Source organism: Thioclava sp. NG1, from assembly GCF_003122275.1.
In the GTDB taxonomy this organism is placed as follows: domain Bacteria; phylum Pseudomonadota; class Alphaproteobacteria; order Rhodobacterales; family Rhodobacteraceae; genus Thioclava; species Thioclava nitratireducens.
In genome coordinates this window covers 119,145-143,406 of record NZ_QFBB01000007.1, presented here as the reverse complement: position 1 = coordinate 143,406, position 24,262 = coordinate 119,145, and the positions used below count along the sequence as shown (strand labels likewise).

The following is a 24,262-nucleotide window of genomic DNA, read 5'->3' as shown; positions in this document are numbered from 1 at the left end:
ACGTAAACCTTTGTTCTCCAATAGAAAAGGGCCCGCTCGCGCAGGCCCTTTTCGATGTTTCGTGAAGTCTTTGTGACCGATTAATTCGCCTGACGACGCAGGAATGCCGGGATCTCGATGCGATCCTGATCGTCGGATTGCTCGTCATCGTAGGCTTCCGCGCGCGGCTGAGCGGTCTGCGGACGCTGCTGCTGGGGCTGCGGCGCAGGCTGCTGCGGAGCGTGCTGCTGCGGCGCGTGTCCCTGCTCGCCATGGCCGTGACCGGTCATGCGGTTGATCAGCGAGTTGATCCCGAAACGCGGACGCTCTGCCTGCGGCTGCGGCTGCTGCTGCGCTGCGGGGCGAGTCGCAGCCATCGGACGCTGCGCGGGCGCGTTCGACGGGGTCTTGTTCACCGCCGCCTCGAGGCGACGCAGCGCCTCCGGCGAAGGGGTGCCGGGCTGACGCGGACGCGGTGCGACATAGTCATGCGCGCCGTCTTCGACATGCAGGTCCTGCGTCGGCGCAGGCTGCGGACGGTAGGCCGGCGGCGGCAGATCGTCGGCGGCCTCGTGGGCGCGCGGCTGATCCATCGTGGCGCGCGCCGCGGGCGCATCGAACAGGGTCCGCTCTTGCGCGGTCTGCTGCGGTTGCGGCGCAGGCTGCGGGGCTGCCTGAGCCGCCGGCGCGTGCTGCGGCGCAGGCTGGGGTGCCGGTTGCGGCGCCGGAGCGGCTGCCGCGGCGGGTGCATGCTCGATGGTGGCCTCGGCTGCGGTTTCCGCGGGCTTCAGCGGCTCGGCCAGCGAGCGGCGCGGCACCGGGATTTCCGCCGGGCTCGCCAGCGCGTCGATGCCGGTCGCGACGACAGAGACGCGCATCGCGCCTTCCATCTCGGGATCCAGCGTCGAACCCACGATGATGTTTGCGTCCGGGTCGACCTCTTCGCGGATCCGGTTCGCCGCCTCGTCGAGTTCGAACAGCGTCAGGTCGTAGCCGCCGGTAATGTTGATCAGCACGCCTTTCGCGCCCTTGAGCGAGATCTCGTCGAGCAGCGGGTTCGCGATCGCCTTCTCGGCCGCCTGAACCGCGCGATCCTCGCCGGTGGCTTCGCCGGTGCCCATCATTGCCTTGCCCATCTCGTCCATCACCGCGCGCACGTCGGCGAAGTCGAGATTGATGAGGCCCGGGCGGACCATCAGGTCGGTCACGCCTTTCACGCCCTGATACAGAACGTCGTCGGCCATCGAGAAGGCTTCGGTGAAGGTGGTTTTCTCGTTGGCCAGACGGAACAGGTTCTGGTTCGGAATGATGATCAGCGTGTCGACGACCTTCTGGAGCTCCTCGAGGCCCTGCTCGGCCTGACGCATCCGCTTGGAGCCTTCGAACTGGAAGGGCTTGGTCACGACGCCAACGGTCAGCACGCCAAGCTCGCGCGCGGCCTGCGCGATGATCGGCGCCGCGCCGGTGCCGGTGCCACCGCCCATGCCGGCGGTGATGAAGCACATATGCGCCCCGGCAAGGTGATCGACGATCGCCTCGATGCTCTCTTCAGCCGCGGCCGCGCCCACCGTGGGACGCGCGCCTGCGCCCAGCCCCTCGGTGACCTTGGTGCCCATCTGGACCCGGGCCTGCGACTTGGACTGCTGCAGCGCCTGAGCGTCGGTATTCGCGACCACGAACTCCACGCCCTCGAGCTGCTGCTCGATCATGTTGTTGACCGCGTTCCCGCCCGCGCCCCCGACGCCGAATACGGTGATCCGGGGCTTGAGGTCCTCGTGCTCTGACATCATCAAATTCAACGCCATGTGGTATGTCCGCCTGTTGTTGCTGCCCGACCCTGTCCCAGGCCGATTTCGATGGAAATTAGACCGATTTTAGCGATGAATCGCCGCAGCGTCACGCAAAAAACCGTCCCGAACCACAAAATCTGGAGCTCCAGATTCCGTGACCAGCGGTATTTCGCGCAAACGTCAGGATATTGTGTGGATCGTGCGGTCAGACCGCCGCCGCTACGCGAACTTGAAGTTCGCGCGACAGGCGTCTGAGATCAGTCGATTTTCACTTTTGCAACATTTCACCAATTATCGCGGAACCAGCGGATGGCCCGGCGCAGCGAGCGCCCGCCCAGCGTTTCGGGCGGCATTTCGAAATCCCACCATTCGTCTTGCGGATGCGCCGCGAAAAGCGAGAGCCCCACCACGGAAGAGAAGCCCGCCCCGGTCGCGGCCTGCGGCAGCCCCTGCACCCGCATCGGTCGCCCGAGCCTTACATTCTGGCCGAGGATTCGCGCAGCCAGCCCGTCGAGGCCGGGGATCTGGCTCGCCCCGCCGGTCAGCACGATCTGCTTCGAGGGCAGATGCTCGAACCCTGCGGCATCGAGGATCGCACGCACGTCTTCGAGGATTTCCTCGACGCGCGGACGCATGATGCCGATCAGTTCGGCCCGGCTTACCTGGCGGCGATCCTTCTCCCAGTCGCCGGAGTCGCCGCCCAGCTCGATCATCTCGCGATCGTCCATGCCGGTAGCCACGACGCCGCCGTGGAAGGTCTTGATCCGCTCGGCCACCGACATCGGCACCCGCAACCCCGCCGCGATGTCGCGGGTGACATGCTCGCCACCCAGACGCACCGCATCGGCATAGATCATGTGTTTCTTCATGAAGATCGACACGCCGGTCGCACCGCCGCCCATGTCGATGCAGGCAGCGCCCAGTTCCTGCTCGTCTTCGACAAGGCTGGAGACGCCGGAAACATAGGCCGAACTCGCAATACCCGCGAGTTCGAGATCACAGCGCCGGATGCAGTAAATCAGGTTCTGGATCGCAGTGTCGGAGACGGTCAGCAAATGCATGTCGACCGCGAGCCGTTGCCCCGCATGGCCCCGCGGATCAGCCAGGCCCGAGCGATGGTCGAGCGCGAAGTTCACTGGCTGCGCATGGAGCACTTCGCGCCCTGCCCCGAGCGGTGGGATATCGCACGACGCCAACACGCGGCTCACATCCACCTCGGTGACCTGATCGCCCTGCACTTCGATCTCACCGGCGAGACCATAGGAGCGCGGTTCGGCGCCCGCGAAACAGGCGATGACGTGATCGACACGGGTATTGGCCATCTTCTGCGCCGCCTGCACGGCGGTCCGGATCGCGCGCTCGGTCTCGGCCATCGCGTCGATCTCGCCGAAGCGCACCCCGCGCGAGCGCGTCGTCGCGGCCCCGATCACACGCACGGAGGCGTGACCCGCCAGCGAGCCTTCATCCTCGGTCCCGTTGGGATTGTCGAACTTCAGAACGAGGCAGGCGATCTTGGAACTGCCGACATCGAGGAGCGCGATCACGCCCCGTTGCATCGCTGCCTTACGCATGTTGCGCATTGCGCGCTGGAACTCGTAGAGATCGGTCATTGCGTGGCCCTCGCTTTGAGAATGTCTGACTGCACCCGGCGGAATTCGGCGAGCGCGTTATCGCTGAGCCGGATCGTCGGACGGTCCTTGTTTCGAAAATCAATCACGGTGAAATCGCGGGCGAGCAGATCCTCGGCGGTATTGAGCGCGAGGATGCGGTCGAGAGCGGCGACGGGATCGGTCTCGGGGAGCATGATGCGCTGATCGTGATCGAGCACCATGTCCCAGCGCCGCTCGCCCAACCGCTCCAGCCCGCGCAGGCGCGGCAGGATCGGACCGGCATCAGCGATGATCTCCAGCGCCTCGGGCACCGCCTTGTCCGCGCCCATGCCGGAAATCACCGGCAGATCGGGGCGCGCGTCGCGCGAAATCAGCGTGGCGACCCGGTGGCCGGAGGCGTCGAGCATTTCCAGACCCGCTGGCTGCCGCCAGAGGATCGCGGGCACACGCTCGGTCACGTCGGCCTCGAGCACGCCGCCGGGGCGGATCACGAGGCGCGCATCGGCCACCGCATCGAGCCGGCGGATCGTATCGCGATAGGCATCAAGGTCGATGTCGAAGCTGGACGCGGGCAGCCCCACCGGCAGCATCGCGCGCACGGCATGCGCGACCTCGGGGCTCGCACCCTCGATCTTGAGCAGCTTGACCATGAATTCGGGGCGATGCTCGATCGCGTCCTTCACATCCTGCACCTGCGCGACCAGCTCGGCGCGGCGGCCGGGATCGCCGAGCCATACCCCAAGGCCCGCAACGATCAACACGAGCGGAAGGCCGATCCGGGTGAAGGCGCGCACGGCGGGCGTCAGCCACAGCCGTTCGAGCTTGAAAGCGAGCCGCGACGGCGCGGGATCGCGGCGCGCGGGACGTTTGGAGCGTTGGTAAACGCGAGGAGCCAGGCCGCCCGGGGGGCCTTTGCGATGCCCGGGGGCTTCGCGCGGCGGGGTCCCGTTCAGCGGCCGCATGAGGCGTCCTCCACCAACCAGGCGCAAAGCTCCGGGAAGTCGATGCCGCAATGGGCCGCCTGTTCGGGCGAAAGCGAGGTGGGCGTCATGCCGGGCTGGGTGTTGGTTTCCAGCAGCACGAGACCGGCGAGCCCCCTGCCCTCGTCCCAGCGGAAATCGGTGCGCGAGAGCCCCCGGCAGCCCAGCACCTGATGTGCGCGAATTGCGTAATCGAGGCAGGCTTCGGTGATCTCGACGGGGATTTCGGCGGGAAGGACGTGACGCGATCCGCCGGGGCGGTATTTCGCGTCATAGTCGTACCAGCCCTCGGTGATGATTTCGGTCACGCAGAGCGCGCGCTCGCCCATCACGGAAACGGTCAATTCGCGGCCCGGGGCGTAGGTCTCGACCATCACCTCTTCGGGCATCTCGGCCGACAGCTGCGGCGGAGAATTCGCGCCGTCCATCACCAGGTAGACGCCGACGGACGATCCTTCGTTATTCGGCTTCACGACGTAGGGCGCGGGCAGCACGTGCCGCGCCATCACGTCCCCCCTGGAGGCGATCACCGATTGCACGATGGGCAGGTTCGCGGCGGCATAGGCCTGCTTGGCGCGGGCCTTGTCCATGGCCAGCGCAGAGGCCAGAACTCCGGAATGAGTATAGGGGATACGGAGCCATTCGAGCATGCCCTGAACGCAGCCATCTTCGCCCCAGCGCCCGTGCAAAGCATTGAAAACACAGTCAGGCGCGGCATCGTTCAGCCGTTGCGGAAGATCCTCTCCCGCGTCGATCTCGATCACTTCGAAACCCGCCGTGCGCAATGCCTTGGCGCATTCGCGCCCCGAGGACAGAGACACCTCCCGCTCAGCAGAAGGGCCGCCCAGAAGAACCGCCACACGGTGGGATGCCCTGCTCGACATACCCGCTACTTTCGCCTCATGCGGGGGTTGGCCCCCGTCCGGTAATTGCGTTGTAGGGTGGAGGTCTTATGCCTCGAATTCTCCTACACGCATGATTTCCCACTCTAGCGAAATTCCGCTCGATTGCACAACCTTTTTGCGCACCTCTTCCCCGAGATTTTCGAGATCGGCCGCGGTCGCCCCGCCAGTGTTGATCAGAAAGTTACTGTGTTTTTCCGACATTTGCGCGCCGCCGATGCGCGCGCCGCGCATGCCGGCGTCGTCGATGACCTTCCACGCCTTCAACTCATGCGTGTCATCGGCGCGGCCCGTCGAGGAAAAGCCCGCCGGGTTGCGGAAGGTCGATCCGGCCGTGCGCTCCTTGGTGGGTTGGGTCGCGTCGCGCTTGGCCAGCTGTTCAGCCATATGCGCCTCGAGCGCCGCCGGATCGCCGGGTTCGGCGCGGAAAGTCGCCCCCGTCAGCACCCAGCCCTCGGGCAGATCGCTCTGACGATAGGCGAAGTTCAGATCGGCGGGCGTGAGCGTGACCCGCTGCCCTGCCCGCGTGATCGCACGCGCCTCGATCAGGTGGTCGGCCACGTAACTGCCGTAGCAGCCCGCGTTCATCCGCACTGCGCCACCAATCGCCCCGGGGATCGTGCGCAGGAAAGTCAGATCGAGCCCCGCCTGCGCCGCTTTGCGCGCGACATGGGCGTCCAGCGCCGCCGCACCTGCGGTGACGGTCTCGCCCTCGCAGTCGATGCCGTTGAAACCGCGCCCCATGCGGATCACCACCGCGCGCAGACCGCCATCACGCACGATCAGGTTCGAGCCGACGCCCATCGGGAAGACCGCGATCTCTTCGGGCAGGCCTTTCAGGAAGGCGGCAAGGTCATCCTCGTCGACAGGCTGGAACAGCCAGTCCGCCGGGCCGCCCACGCGAAGCCAGGTCAGCGAGTCAAGCGGACGGTTCGGCGTCAGAGCGCCGCGCGGAGTATAGGTCGAGGGGCAATCGGTCATGGCGCGTTTCGTAGCCTCGCGCGCGGGGCGAAGCAAGCGATCGTGAGCTCACTCAGCGGTGTCGCGCGTGCCGCGCAACGCCCGGACGAGAAAAATGACCGGCCAGCGCAGCACGGACATCCCGCCCGCCATGACCAGCAGCCCCCAGATCGGACCGTTCTGATAGGTCACCCAGCCGACCAGCGGCACCCCCACCGCGATCAGCCCCCACGCGCCCGGCCAATGAAACCGCCGCGGTCCCATCGCGATCAGCGTGGCTATGAGTGCCCAGACACAAGCGAGAAAGAGCGAGACGGTCATGAGAAACCTCCCAAGGCTGCAATCAGGGCCGCTCCGGCGACCAATGCGCCCACCACCGGAACCGCCATCGGCACCTTGAACGGCGCATAGTCGGACCGGCTTTTCAGCGCGACGAGCGACAAGTTAACGAGAAGGAAGACGCCCAGAAGCACCTTCGAGGTAATACCGGCCAATTGCTCGACCGGGGCGGCGAGCGCAAGCGCAATCATCGCCACGCCGCAAAGAAGTGTCGCGAGAACCGGCGTGCCAAAGCGCGGATGCGCCTGATGAAAAACCGAAAGCGCGGGGCTGCGGCGACCGAGACCGAACAGCACGCGCGCCGCCATCACCACCTGCGCGAGCACCCCGTTCAGCGCCGCCGCCACCGCGATCGCGGCGAGGATTCCGGGCGCGTGCCCCGCCGATTGCCATACCAGCGCCAGCGGCTGTTCGGAGCGGGCGAGATCGGCCAGCGGCACCGCACGCACGGCGGCATAGCTCACGGTCAGATACAGAACGGCGGTAATCGCGAGCGCGGCGAGGATCGCGCGCGGCATGTCACGGATGGGGTCGCGCATTTCCTCGGACATGTTCACCATGTCCTCGAAACCAATGAAGGCGAAGAAAGCGAGCGAGGCGGCCGCCGCGATCCCGGCCCAGTGCGGCGCGCGCAGCGGCGTGAGATCGGGGCTCGGATCGGCGGAGAGCCCCGCCCAGATGACCAGCGCGAGCCCGACCACCTCGACCAGTGTCAGCGCCGCGGCGAGACCGACGGATTCGAGCACGCCGAGGCATGCGACGCCGATCAGCGCCAGCCCGAAGGCGATCATCACGCCCTCGACCGGCAACGGCACCAGCAGCGTCAGGTACCCCGCCCCACCGCGCAGCACCGCCGCCGCGGAGACCGTGCCTGCCACGACAATGCCCAGCCCCACGATCAGAGCCAGCGCATGGCTGCGCAGCCCTTCCTCGACATAGGCCGCCTCCCCGGCGGCTTCGGGGATGCGCGAAGAGAGCTCGGCATAGGAAAGCGCCGAGGGGGCCGCGATCAGCCCCGCAAGCACGAAGGCCAGCGGCGCCCAGATCCCTGCCTGCGCCGCGACCGCGCCGACCAGCACGTAGATACCCGCGCCCACCATGACGCCGACCCCGTAGCCGGTCATCAGCCACGGACCCAATCGACGTTTCAGATGCGCCTCGTCACGCATAGCGCGGCTTTCCTTGCCCACATGAGACGACGTGGCAGCGCCGCAAGCCTTTTTGATGTCGTGCCGGGTCACCCCGGCGCCTGCTCAGCCCCCCAGCTTCGCAGGCAGGTTGTTCGCCCAGGTCGAGATCGTCCCCGCCCCGAGGCAGACGACGATATCGCCGGGACGCGCCTGTTCACGCACCAGCCGGGCCAGATCATCTTCCGACAAGATGGCACGAGCATGACGGTGACCATGCGCGATCAGACCGGCGACCAGATCGTCGCGCGTCGCCCCCTCGATCGGCTCCTCGCCCGCCGAGAAGACCTCGGCGATGGCGACCACATCGGCCTCGTTGAAACAGGTGCAGAAATCGTCGAACAGCGAATGCAGACGCGAATATCGGTGCGGCTGGTGGACCGCGATCACACGCGCACCGGGCTTCACCGCCTGACGCGCCGCTTTCAGCACCGCGGCGATCTCGACCGGGTGGTGACCGTAATCGTCGATGATCGTCACCCCGCCCAGCACGTCGCCCACCTTGGTGAAGCGCCGGTTCACACCGCCGAAGCCCGCAAGCGCCTCCTTGATCTCGCCCATCTTCATCCCGAGGTGGCGCGCCACCGCGACGGCGGCCAGCGCGTTCGAGACGTTATGATCGCCCGGCATCGGCAGCGTACAGCCCTCGATCACCGGCTTGCTCTCTTCGCCCTGCAGCGCAATGTCGAAATGCGCGACGCCCGCCTCGTAATGCAGGTTGATCGCGCGGATATCGGCCTGCGCGTTGAAGCCGAAAGTCACGACGCGGCGGTCATTGAGCTTGCCGACCAGCGTCTGCACCTCTGGATGATCGGTGCAGCAGACAGCCAACCCGTAGAACGGGATGTTCGAAACGAAATCGTAGAAGCCCTTGCGCAGCGCGTCGAAGGACCCCCAGTGCTCCATATGCTCGGGGTCGATATTGGTCACGATGGCGATGGTCGCGGGCAGACGGTTGAACGAGCCGTCGCTCTCGTCGGCCTCCACCACCATCCACTCGCCCGCGCCTGCACGCGCATTCGAGCCATAGGCGTGGATGATCCCGCCATTGATCACGGTCGGGTCGAAATTGCCCTTGTCCAGAAGCGTCGCGACCAGTGTCGTGGTCGTCGTCTTGCCGTGGGTACCGCCGATCGCGATGTTCGATTTCAGGCGCATCAGCTCGGCCAGCATCTCGGCGCGGCGCACGACCGGAAGACCGCGGCGGCGCGCTTCTTCCAGCTCGGGATTGCCCGGCTTGATCGCGGTGGAGATCACCACGACTCCAGCCTCCCCGATATTCTCGGCGCGCTGGCCTTCGAAGATGGTCGCGCCCAGCGTGGCCAGGCGGTCGGTGATTTTCGAGGATTTCGCATCCGAGCCCTGAACCGTGAAGCCCTGCGTCATCAGCACTTCGGCGATGCCGGACATGCCGATCCCGCCGATACCGACGAAATGGATGGGGCCGAGTTCTCCGGGCAGTTTGGTCGCGTTCATTGAGTCTTTCCTGCTAGGTCTTCGACGAGGGCGACAAGCCGCTCGGTGGCGTCCGGCACCCCGTAGGAGAGGGCCGCGCGCGACATCTGCAGAGCGCCCTCGGGGTTGTCCAGCACCAGTGAAATTTGATCCGCGAGGCTCTCTGCCGAGAGCTGGCTTTCGGGGATGGTGATCGCGCCGCCGGTCTTCGCGAGACCGCGCGCATTGGCCGCTTGGTGATCGCCAGCGGCGGCGGCATATGGGATCAGGATCGCGGGCCGCCCGATGACGGAGATATCCGCGACCGATGATGCGCCCGCGCGCGAGATCACCAGCTGACATTCGCTGAGGCGGCGCGGCACGTCGTTGAAGAAAGGTTCGACCTCGGCGGTGATGCCTGCAGCCTCATAGGCGGCCACGACCCGGTCGAGATCTTCGGGGCGCGCCTGGTGAGAGACGCGCAGATTGGCGCGGGCGGCTTCGGGCAGGCTCGCCATCGCGGCCGGAACCGTGTCAGACAGGATGCGCGCGCCCTGCGAGCCGCCGATCACGAGGACCGACATCGGGTAGTCGCCCGGTGGAATATAGGCAGCCCCCGCACGCTCCAGCACGGAAGCCCGCACCGGATTGCCCGTGTGCTCGCCCTGCACGCCCTCGGGCAGATCGGTCGGCCAGGTGCCGCAGGCGAAGCGGTTCACCCTCTTGGCGAAGACGCGGTTCACCTTGCCCATGATGCCGTTCTGTTCGTGGATCGCACGCGGAATGCCGAGCGCGACCGCCGAGGACAGCGCCGGGATCGTCGGATAGCCGCCGAAACCCACGACCACCGTCGGCTTGTCCGACAGGTTCTTGCGGATGGCCGAGGCCACACCGCCCGCGATCTTGAAGGGCACGCCCAGCTTGCCGAGCGCCCCGCCGCGCGCGAAGGTCGCCGAGGCGATCTGCTCTACCGTCACCGTATGAGGAAAGCCGCCCGCGTAGCGCGCCCCGCGTGCATCCGTGGACAGCTTGACGCGCCAGCCCCGGCGCACCATCGCCTCGGCCAGCGCCTGTGCGGGGAACATGTGCCCGCCGGTGCCGCCAGCGGCGATCAGCAGTAGCGGGGTCGTGTCCTTGGCCATGTCCCCCTCCTGAGGGTTTTAGCGACCGCGCCGGGCGAGAATATCCGAAATCTGCCCCTGCGGCCGGGTCCGAGTCAGCGCGAGCAACATACCCACCGCAATCCCCGAAGCAATGACCGAAGAGCCCCCGTAACTGACGAACGGCAAAGTCATGCCTTTCGCGGGCAGAAGGCGCACCGCGACGCCCATGTTGATGATCGCCTGAACGCCGAAGGCGCATGCCAGACCCGCGCCTGCGAGCCGGGTGAACGGGTCGCGCTCCCGCATCAGGCGCAGCAGCGACCGGATCACGACCGTCGCGTAGAGCGCGATGATGACGAGGACAAGGATGAGGCCGTATTCCTCGGCGGCGACCGCGATGATGAAGTCGGTATGCGCATCGGGCAGCGACCATTTCACCGACCCCTGCCCGACGCCCACGCCGAAGAACCCGCCCTCCTGGATGGCGTTCGTCGCGTAGCCGATCTGGGTGCGCGGGTCGACATCCGTCGACAGGAACCCGTTGATCCGGCGCGCGAAGTGTTCCGAGAAGTTATAGGCGAAGAAGCCGCCTGCGACGGTCATCGCCCCGATCCCCGTCAGCAGCGCGATCGGCGCGCCCGAGATGAAATACATTACCGACCAGGCGAAGAGCACCAGCGAGGCCTGACCGAAGTCGGGCTGCAGCGCGAGCGCCACGACGATGATCACCATCAGCAGGAAGGAATAGAGCCGCCCCTTCGGCCCGCCGACCTCATGCGCTGCGGCCATGAACCAGCCGGTGATGATGACGAAACCGGGTTTCAGGAATTCGGAGGGCTGGATCGAGGCGAAGCCGAAGGAATACCAGCGCACCGCGCCCTTGCCGAAATCGGTGCCCAGCACCGGCAGCAGCATCACCGCGATGAACGCGCCCACGAAGCCGATCACGCCGAGCCTGCGCACCTGTTTCGGATCGAGCATCGAGATGCCCAGCATCACGCACAGCGCCAACACGCCGAAGGCCGCCTGTCGTTTCACGTAATAGAAGGGTTCGAGTCCGTTGCGCTCTGCCAGCGGCACCGAGGCTGCGAGCCCCAGAAGCATGCCAAGGCCGAACAACGCCAAAACGGCGCCGAGCGCCCATTTGTCGATCGTGCGCCACCATTTCGGTAAGACGGGTTCACCGACCCGCACGGGGACGGTGCCGAATGCCATTTCTGTCATGGGCTATACTGCCGTTACTGCCTCGAATACGCCCGTTTTCCGGGTCTGAATGGAATCGTAGCCCAAAAGCTTTGAGATGACTAGGAAAATTCAACTGCGACGCGATCACTCGGCGATGATCGGCAAGGGCAGGCGCGATGGCCACCGCTCTCAGGTCAGGTCAAGCTCCTCGAGGATGCGCGGGAGCTTCTTCTTGATCTTGAAGAAACCGGCCGTGGCATGGGGCCAGATAGCGCGATCCCAATCCCTATTGACCTCGCACAGCGCAATACCGTGCTGGCGCAGCGCCGCGTCCGCCCTCTCCCGCCAGTCGCCAAGCGGGCCGACCGGGATAAAGGGCGTGACGATCTGCTTGGCACCAAGGCTTAGCGCCCATTCCACGAGCACGGCCAGATCGTCGGCCCCCATGGGCCGCCCTTCAGAGATTCCTGAGCGAACCGTAGCATCGGCGAGCGCGTCACGCTCGAACCGGGCGACATGTTCGGCCACCGCGCGCGGCGAGCGCAGATGGCTTGCGCTGACGGTCGCCACCCCGCGCAGGTCGAGCGCGCCCAGATCGAAATCCTCGACGCGGCAGTCTTCCTCGGTAATCAGAAGCGCCGTGGGCAGCCCCGGCTGCGGGGCGCGCGGCGCGCGTAACGGGGCGACCGGGGGCAGCCCCTCTGGCTCTTGCGCCTCCAGCCCCGCACTCACCGCCGCAAATTGTGCGGGATCGGGCGCGAACCGCCCGCCGGTATAGCGCGCGATATTGGCAGCTTCGGCGGCATAGAACTTGCCCCGCGTATGCAGCCCCGCCACCCAGCGCCAGCTGAGCGTGTTCGAGGCCGGATCGCCATCGAGCAGGTTGCGATAGAAGAAATCCGCCCCGATCCGCCACGGCAGCCGAAGCGTGAAAATCCAGATCGAGGCGAACCACATCCGGGCGTGGTTGTGCAGATAACCGGTCTCGCGCAGCTCTGTCGCCCAGGCGTCGAAACAGGCGATACCGCTGCGTCCCGCCTCGAAGTCGTTCACACGCGCCTCTAGCTTGGGGTTATCCTCGAGCGTCGCGAGGTCGTGCGCCAAGCCGTCGCGATAGCGCATCCAGATTGCCGGACGATGCTCCATCCAGCCTTTGAAATAGCCTCGCCAGAGAACCTCCTGCACGAATTTCTCGGCAGCTTTTGCCCCATGCGCGTCCAGTGCCCGCGCCACCGCATCCCGCTCCAGCACAAGACGGCGGCGCAGATAGGGAGAGAGTTGCGAGACATCCCTGTGCCGACCGGCCCCGTGATCGAAATTACGCCCCTGCGCGTAAGCCGCGCCCATCCTCGGCGTGAAGCGCGCGAGGCGCTCTTCGCCCGCAGCGCGGGTGGCGGCGGGACATGGCAAAGGCTCGGCTACAGTCACGGCGTCTCCTTTTGGGTCAGGACTACCGATCTACGCCGCGAAGAAGATATGCGATCACTCGGCCAGTTCGAACCGCACCGTCGGGTTGCTCATCAGCACCTCGACCGACCCGTCGAACGTACCCAGCCGCACGAGGCCCGGCGAGTTAGCGAAGGGCTTGTAGAAGATCGCGAGATTGCCCCACGGCGCATCAAGCGTGATGTCGCCCGTCTTCGGCTCATAGCTCCGAGGCGCGTTGGTCGTGTCGAGTTCGCGCGGAAGGTCGGCGATCTTCTCGACGCCGTGGGCGTCTCACAGGGTCAGCCCCAGCGGATCAGGCTCGCGAAATCGCGCCCCCGCGGGCGTGTCGTCCAGCTTCGCGGTCAGCACCGTCTCGCCTGCGGTCACGGTCACTATGATCGGGATCATGCTGTCTCCTTTCGCTTCCTGATCGCTGGCCATGCTCGCGACGTTAACAGCGCCGCGACGGGTCTGAGAAACCTCGGAAAGCGCATGGCCGGTGCCTCACGCTGCTGGAGGCAATACTGCCACAGATGAACGGCGCTCAGCTGTTGCGACCTGGGGCGCGCAGGTAGCGACGCAGGCTACCTGAAATGACGCACTGTATAATCCGTGGACGTCATGAACCACGCGCCACCTCTATTACCCCAGCCGACAGCGCCCGTCCTCCGCCTTCGGGGCGGTTCTGGAAGCCCTGCGCAAGCGCAGTTGACCGGGCTCCCATTATCACGCTCGGTTGAATGAACCTGCACATTCATGGCTCTTGCTCATGAGTGCTGTAAATATTCCACCGATTATCCTGTCGCCCCTGCCGCACTAGGTTGCAGGTCATGAACCGAAGTCGTGAACTTCAAACATCCCGTCTATGGCGGGCAGCTCTGATTTCGAGAACCTGCGCGGCTGAGCCCCGCACCCCCCTCCCCCAAGAAAGGAGTTTTCCCATGAAGATCATTCGCTCCGGCACCAACGCCTCGATGCAGGGTCCCGAAGACTGGTTCACCGGCACCGTCCGCCTCGACCCGCTGTTTCAGGCCGAAGAGCCCGGCCGCACCTCGGGCAGCCATGTCACGTTCGAGCCCGGCGCACGCACCGCATGGCATACCCACCCGGCGGGCCAGACCCTGATCGTCACCTTCGGGCGCGGCCGCGTCCAGCGCGAAGGCGGCCCCGTCGAAGAGATCAGCCAGGGCGATGTCGTCTGGTTCCCGGCAGGCGAAAAGCACTGGCACGGCGCCTCTTCCGACACCGCGATGAGCCATATCGCGATTCAGGAGAGCATCGACGGCTCGCCGGTCACCTGGCTCGAGAAAGTCGCCGACGAAGACTATAACGGCTGACCCTGATGGCCGGGCCCGCGCGGCTCGGCCTTCTCTCCAAGAACGAAACGATGCGAGCGGCTTCCGCGAGTACCGCTCGTCGCAAGCGGCTGGATCCGCTCTCCATCTCCCGCACTCCCGACCGCACCTTTATCCAGCGACCACAGCATGGCCGGCACCGAGCCCTACTCTTTCGCGGACTGCATTGAACCGGCGAGGAAGTATTCAAAGTCATTGCTACTGACCGACCGGTCAGTTACTTTCTTTCCATGACGACCTCCGACTCGCCCGAGCCCAAATTCCGCCGTCGCGCCGAGGCGCGGCCCGACGAGGTGCTCGACGCGGCCCTCACGCTCTTCGAAGAGAAGGGATACGCCCATACGTCCGTGGCCCAGATCGCCAAGACCGCAGGGCTCTCCAAGGGGGCGGTCTACCTCTATTTCCCCTCGAAACAGGCCATTCTCGAAGGCTTGGTGCGGCGGGCTGTCTCTCCGATCGCCGCGCGGGCGCAAGCCCTTGTCGAACTGAGCTCCGACGACGCGCGCGGCACGTTGCGCGCGCTGTTCTCGCTGATCGCGACCTCGCTTTCGGACCCGAAGGTGCTGGCGATCCCCAAGGTCGTGATCCGCGAAGCCGTCGTCGCCCCCGAGATCGCCGCGATGTATCGGCGCGAGGTGTTCGACCACGTCCTGCCCGCAGCGACTGAAATGGTGCGGCAGGGCATAGCGTCAGGCCAATTACGCCCGGTCGATCCCGAACTGACCCTGCGCTCGGTCATCGGTCCGATCGTCGTGCATCTCTTGCTTGCGGAAATCTTCAACGTCGTGCCGGAGGGGGGGCTCGCGATCGACCAGTTGATCGAGAACCACCTCGATATCCTGTTCCACGGCGTTTTCCTGTCCACAGAAGGTTCGACCGATGCTTGATACCATCCTCGCCTGGATCAGCGCACTGCTCGCCGCGATCATTCCCGGCTACGGGAACGCCCCGGTGCCGCATTACTCGGGCTATGTCGAAGGCGAATACGTCTACGTCGCCCCCTCGGTCACCGGACGCATCAAGACGCTGGCGGTGGTGGAAGGCGACACGGTGAAGGCCGACCAGTTCCTGTTCGACATGGATTCGACCAAGCAGCAGGCTGCGGTCCGCGCCGCCGAAGCCAAGATCGGGACCGCGAGCGCCAATCTGAACAACCTCGAAACCGGATCTCGCGACCCGGAGATCGAGGTAATCAAGGCCTCGCTGGAACAGGCCATCGCGCATCGCAATCTCGCGGAATCCGCTTTGAAGCGCACCGAAGATCTGTTCGCCCGCGAGATCGTCGCGCAGGCCAAGGTGGATGTCGACCGCGCTGCGCTCGAAGAGGCCGAGGCGCAGGTCGCCCAACTCAAGGCTCAGCTCGAAGTGGCCGCCCTGCCCGCGCGCAGCGCACAGCTTCTCGCTGCCCAGAAAACCCTCGAGGCAGCACAGGCCGATGCCGATCTCGCGCGGTCGCAACTCGATGACATGACGGTCGCCGCGCCGGTGGAGGGGCGGATCGAGACGGTCTATTACAAGGCCGGGGAAGTGGCCGCAGCGGGGGCGCCCGTGCTGTCGATCCTGCCGCCGAACGCGCTCAAGGTCCTGTTCTTCCTGCCCGAGGCCGAACGCGCCGACTTTGCGCTCGGCGATCAGCTGGAGATGGAGTGCGACGGCTGTGACACCGGCATCAAGGTGACGATCAGCAAGATGGCTTCCGAGCCGCAATACACGCCGCCAATCATCTATTCCCGCGAAGAACGGTCGCGGCTGGTGTTCCGCGCCGAGGCGCGCATTCCTGCGGGCGCGACGCTCCTGCCCGGCCAGCCGGTCAGCCTGAGGCGAGTGAAATGACCACGACGCCCGCCGCGACCTCCGAGCCCGAACCCGCGATCGAAGTGCGCGGGCTGACGAAAATCTATGGTGGCAAAAAGGTCGTGGACGCGGTGGACATGTCGGTGCCGAAAGGCGCGATCTACGGCTTTATCGGACCCAACGGCTCAGGCAAGACCACCACGATCCGGATGATGTGCGCCCTGCTCACCCCCGATGGTGGCGAAGGTCACACCCTTGGCTACGACATTCGCAAGGACGCGCGCCTGATCAAGGAAAACGTCGGCTACATGACGCAGAAGTTCTCGCTCTATGGCGATCTGACGATCCGTGAGAACCTCGACTTCATGGCGCGGATGTATCGGGTGAAAAACCGCAAGAAGGTGGTGGACGAGACGTTGCGCACGCTCGGCCTCGAGGGGCGCGGCAAGCAGTTGGCAGGCACGCTGTCGGGGGGCTGGAAACAGCGCCTCGCGCTGGCTGCGTGCATGCAGCACAAACCCGCGCTCCTCTTGCTCGACGAACCCACCGCCGGGGTCGACCCGAAGGCGCGACGCGACTTCTGGGACGAGATCCGCCAGCTCAGCAAGCAGGGCGTCACGGTGCTGGTCTCGACGCATTACATGGATGAGGCGGTGCAATGCGACTACATCGCCTATATCGCCTACGGGAAGAAGCTGATCGACGGGCCGGCGGCCGAGATCCCCCATCAGGTCGGCCTGACCACCTGGCGGGTCTCCGGCCGCGATCTGATCCAGCTAGAAGACGATCTGCGCGCCGATCCCAGGGTCGAACAGGTGGCGCGGTTCGGCGCCCAGCTTCATGTCTCCTCGACCGACAGCGCCGGGCTTGACGCGGTCGTCGCTGAAAAGCGGAACGAAAACGACGCACGCAAATGGGAGAAGAAAGAGGCCGAGCTTGAAGAGGTCTTCATCTACCTGATGGCGACAGCGGCCGACAATTTCGGTGTCAACGGAGGCCCCTCCGCATGAGCTGGTTCTCTCTGTCGCGTTTCGGAGCGGTGCTCTACAAGGAATTCATCCAGATGCGGCGCGACCGGATGACCTTCGCGATGATGATCGGCATCCCGATCCTGCAGCTGATCATGTTCGGCTACATCATAAATTCCGACCCGCATCACCTGCCGACCCTGATCGAGATGGCCGACGAGAGCCCGGTGGCGCGCGCGGTGCTGTCAGGCATGGAAACCTCGGATTACTTCAAATTCGAGGGCATCGTGACCAGCGCCGAAGAGGGTGATCGCGCGCTTCGCGACGGCACCGCGAATTTCGTCGTGGTCATTCCGCCCAATTTCGAACGCGACATCGTGCGGGGCCTCTCGCCGAAGCTGCTGGTCAGCGCCGATGCCTCCGACCCGACGGCGGTGGGGACGGCCGTAGGCGCCCTGTCGGGGATCGTCGACACCGCGGTGAAGCAAACGTTCGAGGGCCCCCTCGCCCCGGTCGCAGGGCAGCCGCCGCCGTTCTCGGTCGTCGTGCACAAGCAATTCAACCCGGCAGGCGAAACCTCCCTGAACATCGTGCCGGGGCTGATCGCCGTGATCCTCGCGATGACCATGGTGCTGATCACGGCCATCGCGATCGTACGAGAGACGGAGCGCGGCACGATGGAGACCCTGATCGCTACACCGGTCCGACCGCTCGAGGTGATGCTGGGCAAGATCCTGCCCTATGTTGTGATCGGCTACATCCAGACCATAGTGTTCCTGATCGCCGGGAAGCTTCTGTTCGACGTGCCGTTTCTCGGCTCGGGCCTCGCCTTCTTCATCGGCTTCAACCTCTACATCGTGGTGAACCTCGCCCTCGGCTTCCTGATCTCGACCCTCGTGCGCACCCAGATGCAGGCGATGCAGGCGAGCTTCATGACGATCCTGCCCACGATCCTGCTCTCGGGGTTCATGTTCCCCTATGCAGGCATGCCCGGCTGGGCACAGGTAATCGGCGCGGCGATCCCGGCCACGCATTTCCTGCGGATCGTGCGCAAGGTGATGCTCAAAGGCGCCCACCTGGCTGACATCACCGGCGACCTGCGCGCGATCCTGATCATCGGCGTGGCGATCATCGTCATCTCGCTGCTGCGCTACCGGCAGACGCTGGATTGATGCCGATCCAGCGAATGAAATCAGATCGAAGATCGTAACCCGCTGGAACAGAAAAGCCCCTGACCAGACGGTCAGGGGCAGATCTTTTGTTGCGCCAACCAAAAATTCGCAACTTCACCCTACTTACCTAATTTGTTTTCAATAAGTTAGCATGTCGCAATCTGACTTATTTGCAATTTCTCCACCCATAAACTTGCAACTCCATTGAAGCGCCTGAAGCCACACTAAAACAAAAAAGGCCACGCGTTGCGTGGCCTTCGGTCTGATTTCGTCGTGTTGCTTACAATATGACGGGGTCGACTTGCTCTCGTTCGAACAAGTAGGCGCAGACCCACTTCGGGTCGCAGACAGGGTGAATGCCATGCATTCGCAGCTCTTTTTGAACATCAGCATGATGCCAGCCCGACCGCTTCTTCAGTTCGCCGAGCGTCACATACTTCCGCTTGAACCGTTCCATCTCTTCGAATGAAAAGCACTCCTTTGCGCACGCGCCCTCCTTGCGAACTTCAGGGTGGAAGAAATCCTGGCCGGGTGTCTCTAAAAGACGCTTCATTGTCCTCGACGAAAGCCCCAGGAGCTTGGCTGCCTGATATCGTCCCGGCCTCTTATCGGCTTGAGGTAGAGGTAGCGCCTCCTCGACTTCGACAGGGCTCACCCGCAGTGACAGATAGCCACGTTCAGTCGAGATCTTCTCTACAGTCGAGAGGCGACCCTTGAGGAGCAGGCCAACAATGTCCTTTGTAGGCCGCTTGCTTGCCTGAGCGGCGTCCGGGATACGAAGCATACCCGAAGTCGGCTTATCGACCGACTTGGCCCTGTCCGAAACCCTCGCAATTAGATCGTCGATTTCTCGCGTATCGACCCATGAAGAAAAGCGACGATTGCCCCCCGACGGATTTATTATCGGTTGCAGGAAGCCTTCCTGAAGCAGGGTTTCCACCTGCCCCCTGGTCGCGTTCAGATATTCGGGGATCTCTCGAAAGGTAATCGCGCGGGAAAGTGCTCCTGCCAGCTGCTCCCCGGCTACGGCGTCGACGGAGTTGTTAAGGCTCGACTTGTCGCCGCCATTCAAGAGACCATTCGAAACCAAGGCTCGGCGCAGAGTTCTCACGTCCAAGCCGGACTTCTTGGCGAGGCTCTTAACCGTGTGCCTACGCGTCTCATGGACAATCTCGCCCAACAGGTTCGAGCCCGCTTTCACAGCCATCGTGTCGAGGATGTGTTCGCGAAGCACGTCCTTGATCGGGCCATAGTCCTTACCGCCGCGACTGAATTGCAGCCATTTGTAGAGGGGGCCGAACACGGCTTGAGGGCCGACGTTGGCGTTCGGGGACGGATGGTTTCGTTGAATGCGCTCGAAGAACTGCCGGATGGTGCTCACGCCACCGCTCGTGACCTCGAAGCCAAGTTGCCCCGCTTTGTCCCAATCATCATCCACCAGAGTGTGCAGATTGGCGGACGCTCCCCATCCTTCGAGCACACCGATCATCGTCGTCGCGCGCGATGCCTGCTCAATCGACTGACTGTCCAGCCAAGCGGGCCCTGTCTCTCCACGCATCCGGTCGACAACATATCCTTGCAGCGGGGAGACGCTCCACTCCGGCATATTGTCTGCCTGCCGTGCGATTGCAGTTTTCTCCGGAGCGATTTCGTTAAAGCCACGGATCATGTCGTTCCACTTTGTCTTTTGGTGGACGATCAAAGGGACGTTGTGGTGCTCGCAAACGCGGACAGGCTCGAAAAGCCACATCCACCGGCCCACGCGGGTAGAGTGGCCCCTTTCGTCATCCTCGCGAAGGCAGCGTGGGCAATAAGCGAGCTCTTTCTGCGGCATGAACTCACTTGAGAAATCGTTGCCGCGAAAGCGATACCGGCGCTGATCAGTTTGCTCAGGCTGAAGGGCTCGAAGCCCCCCAAAGTCTGCCCCAGTTATTTCCGCCAGATTTCGCAATACCTCGTTGTCACCGGCAAGCAGCCTCTGGGAAGGAATGGAAAAGTCGTTCAGGAAACGCGCGACGATGTCGCCAGTGTGGAAAGCTGCCAGTCGAGCAACCCACGAAAGCACTGTTTCGTCCCTTTCCTGTGGCAGATACGGCTTCAAAACTTGGGTCATTTGCGCCCCCGTTTGCGCTTGCTATCGGCAAGCGTCGCGTGTTCATGAGGGCCCGGAAGCATCGCCCAGTCTCTCGCAACGAAGATGTTCTCATCAAAGCCGCAGCCTTCCTGCAGGGCCCAGGCACTGGCGAAGGCTTCCACTCCAAGCTGTTTCGCACCCTCTTCGAGAGCGGCCTCGATCGCGAAGACAATCAGTTCGACAGCTCTGCCGAACTGGTTACCGGACGCGTAGATCAATCGTTGAATCAGATCATCTGTGAAGTTCACCGCAAGGCCAGCGGTCTCCGCGTAGTGAGCGATTAGCCCCTCCAAGTTCTCACCGTCGGAAGCGTAGGAGATTTCGCTCAGAATCACCGTCGAAAAACGTCTAGCGACCTGAAGATCGACTTCGGTGAGCTCACCCAGAAGCTTGGTTCCGGACAGAACGATAACAACGGCGTGCTCCCCTTGCATCAGGGATTTAATCGTTTTCAAGATATCGTCCCGCTCGCGTGCTGCAGACGGGGAAAAGAGATCGTGCGCTTCATCGATCCAGAGCACCTTGATCCCGAGCAAGGATAGCCTGTGCTTGACAGCCTCCCAGATTTTCCAGCGCTCAGCCCGCTCTGAGATATTGGGGTAGTGAAGCTTCTTGAGAATCTCGAGGCCAACGCTTTTAAGTGTCGCAGGGCTTGGGACCGTGATGTGCAGGTATTGAGACCAGTCATTCCCTGCGATGGGGACCAACCCTTCATGATTTTGGAGGTGATGGCGCACAAGGGCCGTTTTACCGCTGCCAGGTTCGCCGAGCACCATGACGCCGCGGGTTTCGAGACCTCCTGTGTGTAGCCGCGGGACGATGGCGCCATCATCGCTGTCACTCCTACGAAACAGCCGTTCAAAATGCCCGGTGAACCTGTCTGTAGCGGGTGTGACGATGTGGTTTGCGGCGAGCTTGTCCACCACCTCGGCGATGGAAACGGGCGTCTTGGGTAGTTTTGGCTGGGCCATGGTCAGAACTTCCATTTCCGTTTGGCGCTCGGGATGTGTGCTGCTTGGTTTCGTTCCGGAGCTTTGAGCTCGATCGGGGTTTCGATCTTGTCACCATACAAGCCGTCAGGTGGTTGATAGGCATCTTGAGTGTCGTCGCTGACGAACCCCATCGAAATTTTCTGCTCAAGTTTCTCGATGGCCTCCGCGTCGAGGCGTTCATCGAGAAGCCCCGCCCGGTGGCCGGCGACCCTGTTCATCTCGTCGATCTCGGCGATGGCTCGGGTGACAGTGTTCATCGAGATATTGCGCTCGTGGGGGTTCCCTTTTCTGATGAGGCGCTGTGCCGCAATCCAGTCGACAGCGGATCGACCGTCGAAGCCAGGCAACACCGCCGGGACCGTGTGCCATTCTTCGCCCAACAGAACCTCGATCTGTCCAATGTCGTCGGCGAGCCACCGCAGAGAGACTTCACGGTTCGGGTTACGGCGGAAGTGCTCCATGAGGAGAGCACTGTTGTAGTAAAGGTTGAGAACCCGGAGGCCTTGCTTTGAAAGCGTGCGCTCCCACCGCTCACCCAGTGCCAGTCGCAAGGTTCTCGCATCCGGGCAAGGGCGAACGCCAACGGTGCCCGCGAGGCGCCGCCAGCATTCCCGAGGGGTTTCGCCGCCAAGGCCCTCGTGCGGAGTGTTGTGGTAGACGTCGACGACCCAGCGAATGAGGATCGCGGTGAAGTCATCCAGTGTGAGCACCGCACGCTCTTCCGCCGGATAATCCCCCCGCGATACGACGTCCGAGAAAGTCCGACCCGAGAGACGTCCTATCAATTGGGTTGAGACAGTTCTGAAGAGCCGTTCAATAGTGGCCCGAAGTTGGGGCAATCCGGCAGCGGCTCTCTCGAAATCGATGCTCAGATCCTGAGTGGCCATTTGGAATAGAAGCGAGGCAAACTGGCTTCCGCAGTCCGTGACCAGAAGATCGGGTCTTCCAGCCATATCCCAGGCATCAAGCGCGCCCACGGCATCCGCCCATTTACCCTTGTCGCGAACAACCATTTTCAAGCACTGGATTGCCGCGCTTGTAGGAGCCGAGTTTGATAGGGACATGCCGACGATACAGCGCGTAGTCCTGCAGATCGCAACACAAAGGTGCCATCTCTTCTTCTTACCATCGAGGGCGAGCTCCTGGAGGAGCTCGGGCGGGAGAGCGGCCTCCAAGCCCGCATGGCGCGCGATTGTCAGCAGGTCGACAGTCCAGTCATCCATTTCCACCCGCTCCAGGGGTCTGGACAATGCCAGGCCCCCGCCGACAGGATGAAATTTCTTGGCGGCCACATCCCTGCCTTCTCTGGCCACGCAGACTTCGAAGGGGGAGAAGGCGAGGATCCGCTTTCGGATGGTTTCTTTGCTCGGAACGGGAAGCGGCGGCTCACCATCGGCTTCGCGTTTATTGTTCTCTCGCCTGAAGGTGTCCTGGGTGTCCTGAATGCATTTGTGCTTGGAGGGACAGTCCGGGTGCAAATACTTGGCCACCTCCGCCCGAAGAATGGCTTCGACCTCACTGGAGAAACGGCCGCTGCGATTTCCACGGAGAGAACGCTTGTCGAGAAGGCCAGGCAGACCGTGCACAGAGTAGTTCTTGACCCAGTTCAGAAGAGAGGTCGAGCTGACGGTGGCGAGCTGTTTCCTTGTGCCACCTCCATATTGCTTCTTCTCTGATCCAAATTGATCCGACGTTTCATGAAAGATGCGGTTCGCCGAAAGTTGGATGTTACCGAGTTGCTCCTCGACGGAGGCGTGGGTTTTTGAAACCCGCTTTGCTTCGTGCATTGCAAGAAAGCTCTGGCACCACGCGAGGCGGACTGCGAGAGTTTCGCGTTGAGCTTCAGTAAGCTTCGCGAAGGCGAACTCGGCCTCTCTTCGCCGTTTGGCAGCGCGCTCGGGGGCAAAGTGCTCAACCTCCACTTTGATCCGCCCGGCGTTCTGGAACTGCTTCAGATCGGCATGAGTAAACATCTCGCAGCCGCCAATTTCGCGAAGCGAACGCATGACATAACCGTCTTCGTTGGTCTGCAGTGTCTGATAGGGAACACCGTTGATCTCGACGCGATCGAATGCACCGAAGTAGACGCGGCCTTGGGTCGTGGTAGGCGGCATGCGGATCATGCGACATGTCCCCCGCTGACGAGAGTTTCGAGACCGATGCCCCCATCGCAGACCTGCCGCAGCGCGCCACGTTGAACCAAACGAACCAGGGCTTTGAACCCACGCGGACCGAGACCGATTTCTTCAATCAGCGCAGACATCTTCACCGGGCTGAAGAGATTGCGAGCAACCGTTGCCGCGATGGAGTCCGCTTCGTCGTCCACCTCTCGAACTGACCGAAAGAGACGGGCGTTATTGAGATTTGCGTTGCTCAGAGCGCGGTCGGTGAGCACGCGAACTTCATCAGCAAAGCCTGCACGCGTGGCTTGCTCGGCAATGGCTCTGGCTTCGGCTTTGAACGCCGACTTCTCGGCTCGCCACGCAGGCTTAACCATGAACGCGATTCTTGAGCCTTGAGAGAAAGACGCGACAAAGTCGAAGTAGTGGGTGCGCGCACGGCCACTGTCCGACCATTGGAAGGCGACCTGTTCACGGAGATCCTGGACGCTCGGATCGGCGTCGAGAATGATCGCCCACTTCATCTCAAGATCGGATTCAACCAAGATGATGCGTTCGGTTTCACCCCGCTTAAAGATGAGGTGACCAGATGCGTGGCCCTTAGAAGTTGTTGCGACCTTACGTTGGGCCATAGACTGGAAGGGAAGTTTGCGCCCCGACCCTGTTTGCTCGATTTGCACTTTTCAGCTCCAATAGACATGAGTGAGCCGTTCGGATCGGAAAGAACCGACCCGTTAGCTTGCGTGTATTGTTGGGAAGAGCCGAAGGACGCTTGATACTGTGCCTGATAGTTGGCACTCATATCGTGTCAGAGAGGCGCCCTCGGCGTT

Annotated in this window: 20 protein-coding genes and 1 pseudogene; 5 read left to right on the top strand and 16 right to left on the bottom strand. The window is 63.4% G+C overall.

Going from position 1 to position 24,262, the window contains the following annotated elements:
* Positions 1-80: 80 nt before the first annotated feature.
* The 12 genes and pseudogenes from ftsZ to DEM26_RS20890 all read right to left on the bottom strand — a co-directional run.
* Positions 81-1,784: a cell division protein FtsZ gene (ftsZ, locus tag DEM26_RS14670; RefSeq protein ID WP_088724887.1), complete on the bottom strand. Its 1,704-nt coding sequence runs from the start codon at positions 1,782-1,784 to the stop codon at positions 81-83.
* Positions 1,785-2,053: 269 nt separating this feature from the next.
* Entirely contained in the window at positions 2,054-3,379 is a 1,326-nt protein-coding gene (gene ftsA, locus DEM26_RS14665; RefSeq protein WP_075775601.1) for a cell division protein FtsA, read from the bottom strand.
* Complete coding sequence (locus DEM26_RS14660) at positions 3,376-4,341, bottom strand: cell division protein FtsQ/DivIB (protein WP_109172724.1); 966 nt, start codon at positions 4,339-4,341, stop codon at positions 3,376-3,378. Before DEM26_RS14660 ends, ftsA begins: the two co-directional genes overlap by 4 nt.
* On the bottom strand, positions 4,329-5,243 hold the full coding sequence (locus tag DEM26_RS14655; RefSeq protein ID WP_075775602.1) for a D-alanine--D-alanine ligase: 915 nt from the start codon (positions 5,241-5,243) through the stop codon (positions 4,329-4,331). Before DEM26_RS14655 ends, DEM26_RS14660 begins: the two co-directional genes overlap by 13 nt.
* Positions 5,244-5,309: 66 nt before the next feature.
* Entirely contained in the window at positions 5,310-6,242 is a 933-nt protein-coding gene (gene murB, locus DEM26_RS14650; protein WP_109172723.1) for a UDP-N-acetylmuramate dehydrogenase, read from the bottom strand.
* Between the two features lie 48 nt (positions 6,243-6,290).
* Complete coding sequence (locus DEM26_RS14645) at positions 6,291-6,542, bottom strand: DUF2484 family protein (protein WP_075775604.1); 252 nt, start codon at positions 6,540-6,542, stop codon at positions 6,291-6,293.
* Positions 6,539-7,729: an APC family permease gene (locus DEM26_RS14640; RefSeq protein WP_109172722.1), complete on the bottom strand. Its 1,191-nt coding sequence runs from the start codon at positions 7,727-7,729 to the stop codon at positions 6,539-6,541. Before DEM26_RS14640 ends, DEM26_RS14645 begins: the two co-directional genes overlap by 4 nt.
* Before the next feature lie 84 nt (positions 7,730-7,813).
* Complete coding sequence (gene murC / locus DEM26_RS14635; protein WP_109172721.1) at positions 7,814-9,223, bottom strand: UDP-N-acetylmuramate--L-alanine ligase; 1,410 nt, start codon at positions 9,221-9,223, stop codon at positions 7,814-7,816.
* Positions 9,220-10,323 carry a UDP-N-acetylglucosamine--N-acetylmuramyl-(pentapeptide) pyrophosphoryl-undecaprenol N-acetylglucosamine transferase gene (locus tag DEM26_RS14630; protein ID WP_075775607.1) on the bottom strand — a complete coding sequence of 368 codons (1,104 nt, stop codon included), beginning with the start codon at positions 10,321-10,323 and terminating at the stop codon, positions 9,220-9,222. The genes murC and DEM26_RS14630 overlap by 4 nt, the downstream gene beginning before the upstream one ends.
* 18 nt (positions 10,324-10,341) lie before the next feature.
* The gene (locus tag DEM26_RS14625; RefSeq protein ID WP_075775608.1) at positions 10,342-11,508 is read right to left on the bottom strand and encodes a peptidoglycan glycosyltransferase FtsW; all 1,167 of its coding nucleotides are present in this window, start codon (positions 11,506-11,508) and stop codon (positions 10,342-10,344) included.
* A gap of 150 nt (positions 11,509-11,658) precedes the next feature.
* A complete protein-coding gene (locus DEM26_RS14620; RefSeq protein ID WP_233243126.1) occupies positions 11,659-12,897 on the bottom strand; it encodes an FAD-binding domain-containing protein in 1,239 nt (412 codons plus the stop codon).
* Positions 12,898-12,951: 54 nt separating this feature from the next.
* A pseudogene (locus DEM26_RS20890) lies at positions 12,952-13,176 on the bottom strand (cyclophilin-like fold protein); the annotation flags it as partial.
* Between the two features lie 662 nt (positions 13,177-13,838).
* On the opposite strand from DEM26_RS20890, the gene DEM26_RS14615 reads away from it, so the two are divergent.
* The 5 genes from DEM26_RS14615 to DEM26_RS14595 all read left to right on the top strand — a co-directional run bounded on the left by DEM26_RS14615 (position 13,839) and on the right by DEM26_RS14595 (position 18,186).
* Positions 13,839-14,234 carry a (R)-mandelonitrile lyase gene (locus DEM26_RS14615; protein ID WP_109172720.1) on the top strand — a complete coding sequence of 132 codons (396 nt, stop codon included), beginning with the start codon at positions 13,839-13,841 and terminating at the stop codon, positions 14,232-14,234.
* A 248-nt stretch (positions 14,235-14,482) separates the two neighbouring features.
* Entirely contained in the window at positions 14,483-15,139 is a 657-nt protein-coding gene (locus tag DEM26_RS14610; RefSeq protein ID WP_075775610.1) for a TetR/AcrR family transcriptional regulator, read from the top strand.
* Entirely contained in the window at positions 15,132-16,085 is a 954-nt protein-coding gene (locus DEM26_RS14605; protein WP_109172719.1) for an HlyD family secretion protein, read from the top strand. Before DEM26_RS14610 ends, DEM26_RS14605 begins: the two co-directional genes overlap by 8 nt.
* On the top strand, positions 16,082-17,056 hold the full coding sequence (locus DEM26_RS14600; RefSeq protein WP_088722585.1) for an ABC transporter ATP-binding protein: 975 nt from the start codon (positions 16,082-16,084) through the stop codon (positions 17,054-17,056). Before DEM26_RS14605 ends, DEM26_RS14600 begins: the two co-directional genes overlap by 4 nt.
* The gene (locus DEM26_RS14595) at positions 17,053-18,186 is read left to right on the top strand and encodes an ABC transporter permease (RefSeq protein ID WP_109172718.1); all 1,134 of its coding nucleotides are present in this window, start codon (positions 17,053-17,055) and stop codon (positions 18,184-18,186) included. Before DEM26_RS14600 ends, DEM26_RS14595 begins: the two co-directional genes overlap by 4 nt.
* A gap of 280 nt (positions 18,187-18,466) precedes the next feature.
* Here DEM26_RS14595 and DEM26_RS14590 read toward each other — a convergent pair whose 3' ends face one another.
* The 4 genes from DEM26_RS14590 to DEM26_RS14575 are packed head-to-tail and all read right to left on the bottom strand — an operon-like array spanning position 18,467 to position 24,112.
* Positions 18,467-20,299: a TniQ family protein gene (locus tag DEM26_RS14590; protein WP_109172717.1), complete on the bottom strand. Its 1,833-nt coding sequence runs from the start codon at positions 20,297-20,299 to the stop codon at positions 18,467-18,469.
* Positions 20,296-21,306, bottom strand: a complete 1,011-nt coding sequence (locus DEM26_RS14585; protein ID WP_109172716.1) for a TniB family NTP-binding protein — start codon at positions 21,304-21,306, stop codon at positions 20,296-20,298. The genes DEM26_RS14590 and DEM26_RS14585 overlap by 4 nt, the downstream gene beginning before the upstream one ends.
* Positions 21,294-23,435 (bottom strand): DDE-type integrase/transposase/recombinase, encoded by a 2,142-nt coding sequence (locus tag DEM26_RS14580; protein WP_109172715.1) that lies wholly within the window; start codon positions 23,433-23,435, stop codon positions 21,294-21,296. Before DEM26_RS14580 ends, DEM26_RS14585 begins: the two co-directional genes overlap by 13 nt.
* Positions 23,432-24,112, bottom strand: coding sequence for a hypothetical protein (locus tag DEM26_RS14575; RefSeq protein WP_109172714.1), 681 nt, complete (start codon positions 24,110-24,112; stop codon positions 23,432-23,434). The genes DEM26_RS14580 and DEM26_RS14575 overlap by 4 nt, the downstream gene beginning before the upstream one ends.
* Positions 24,113-24,262: the final 150 nt, after the last annotated feature.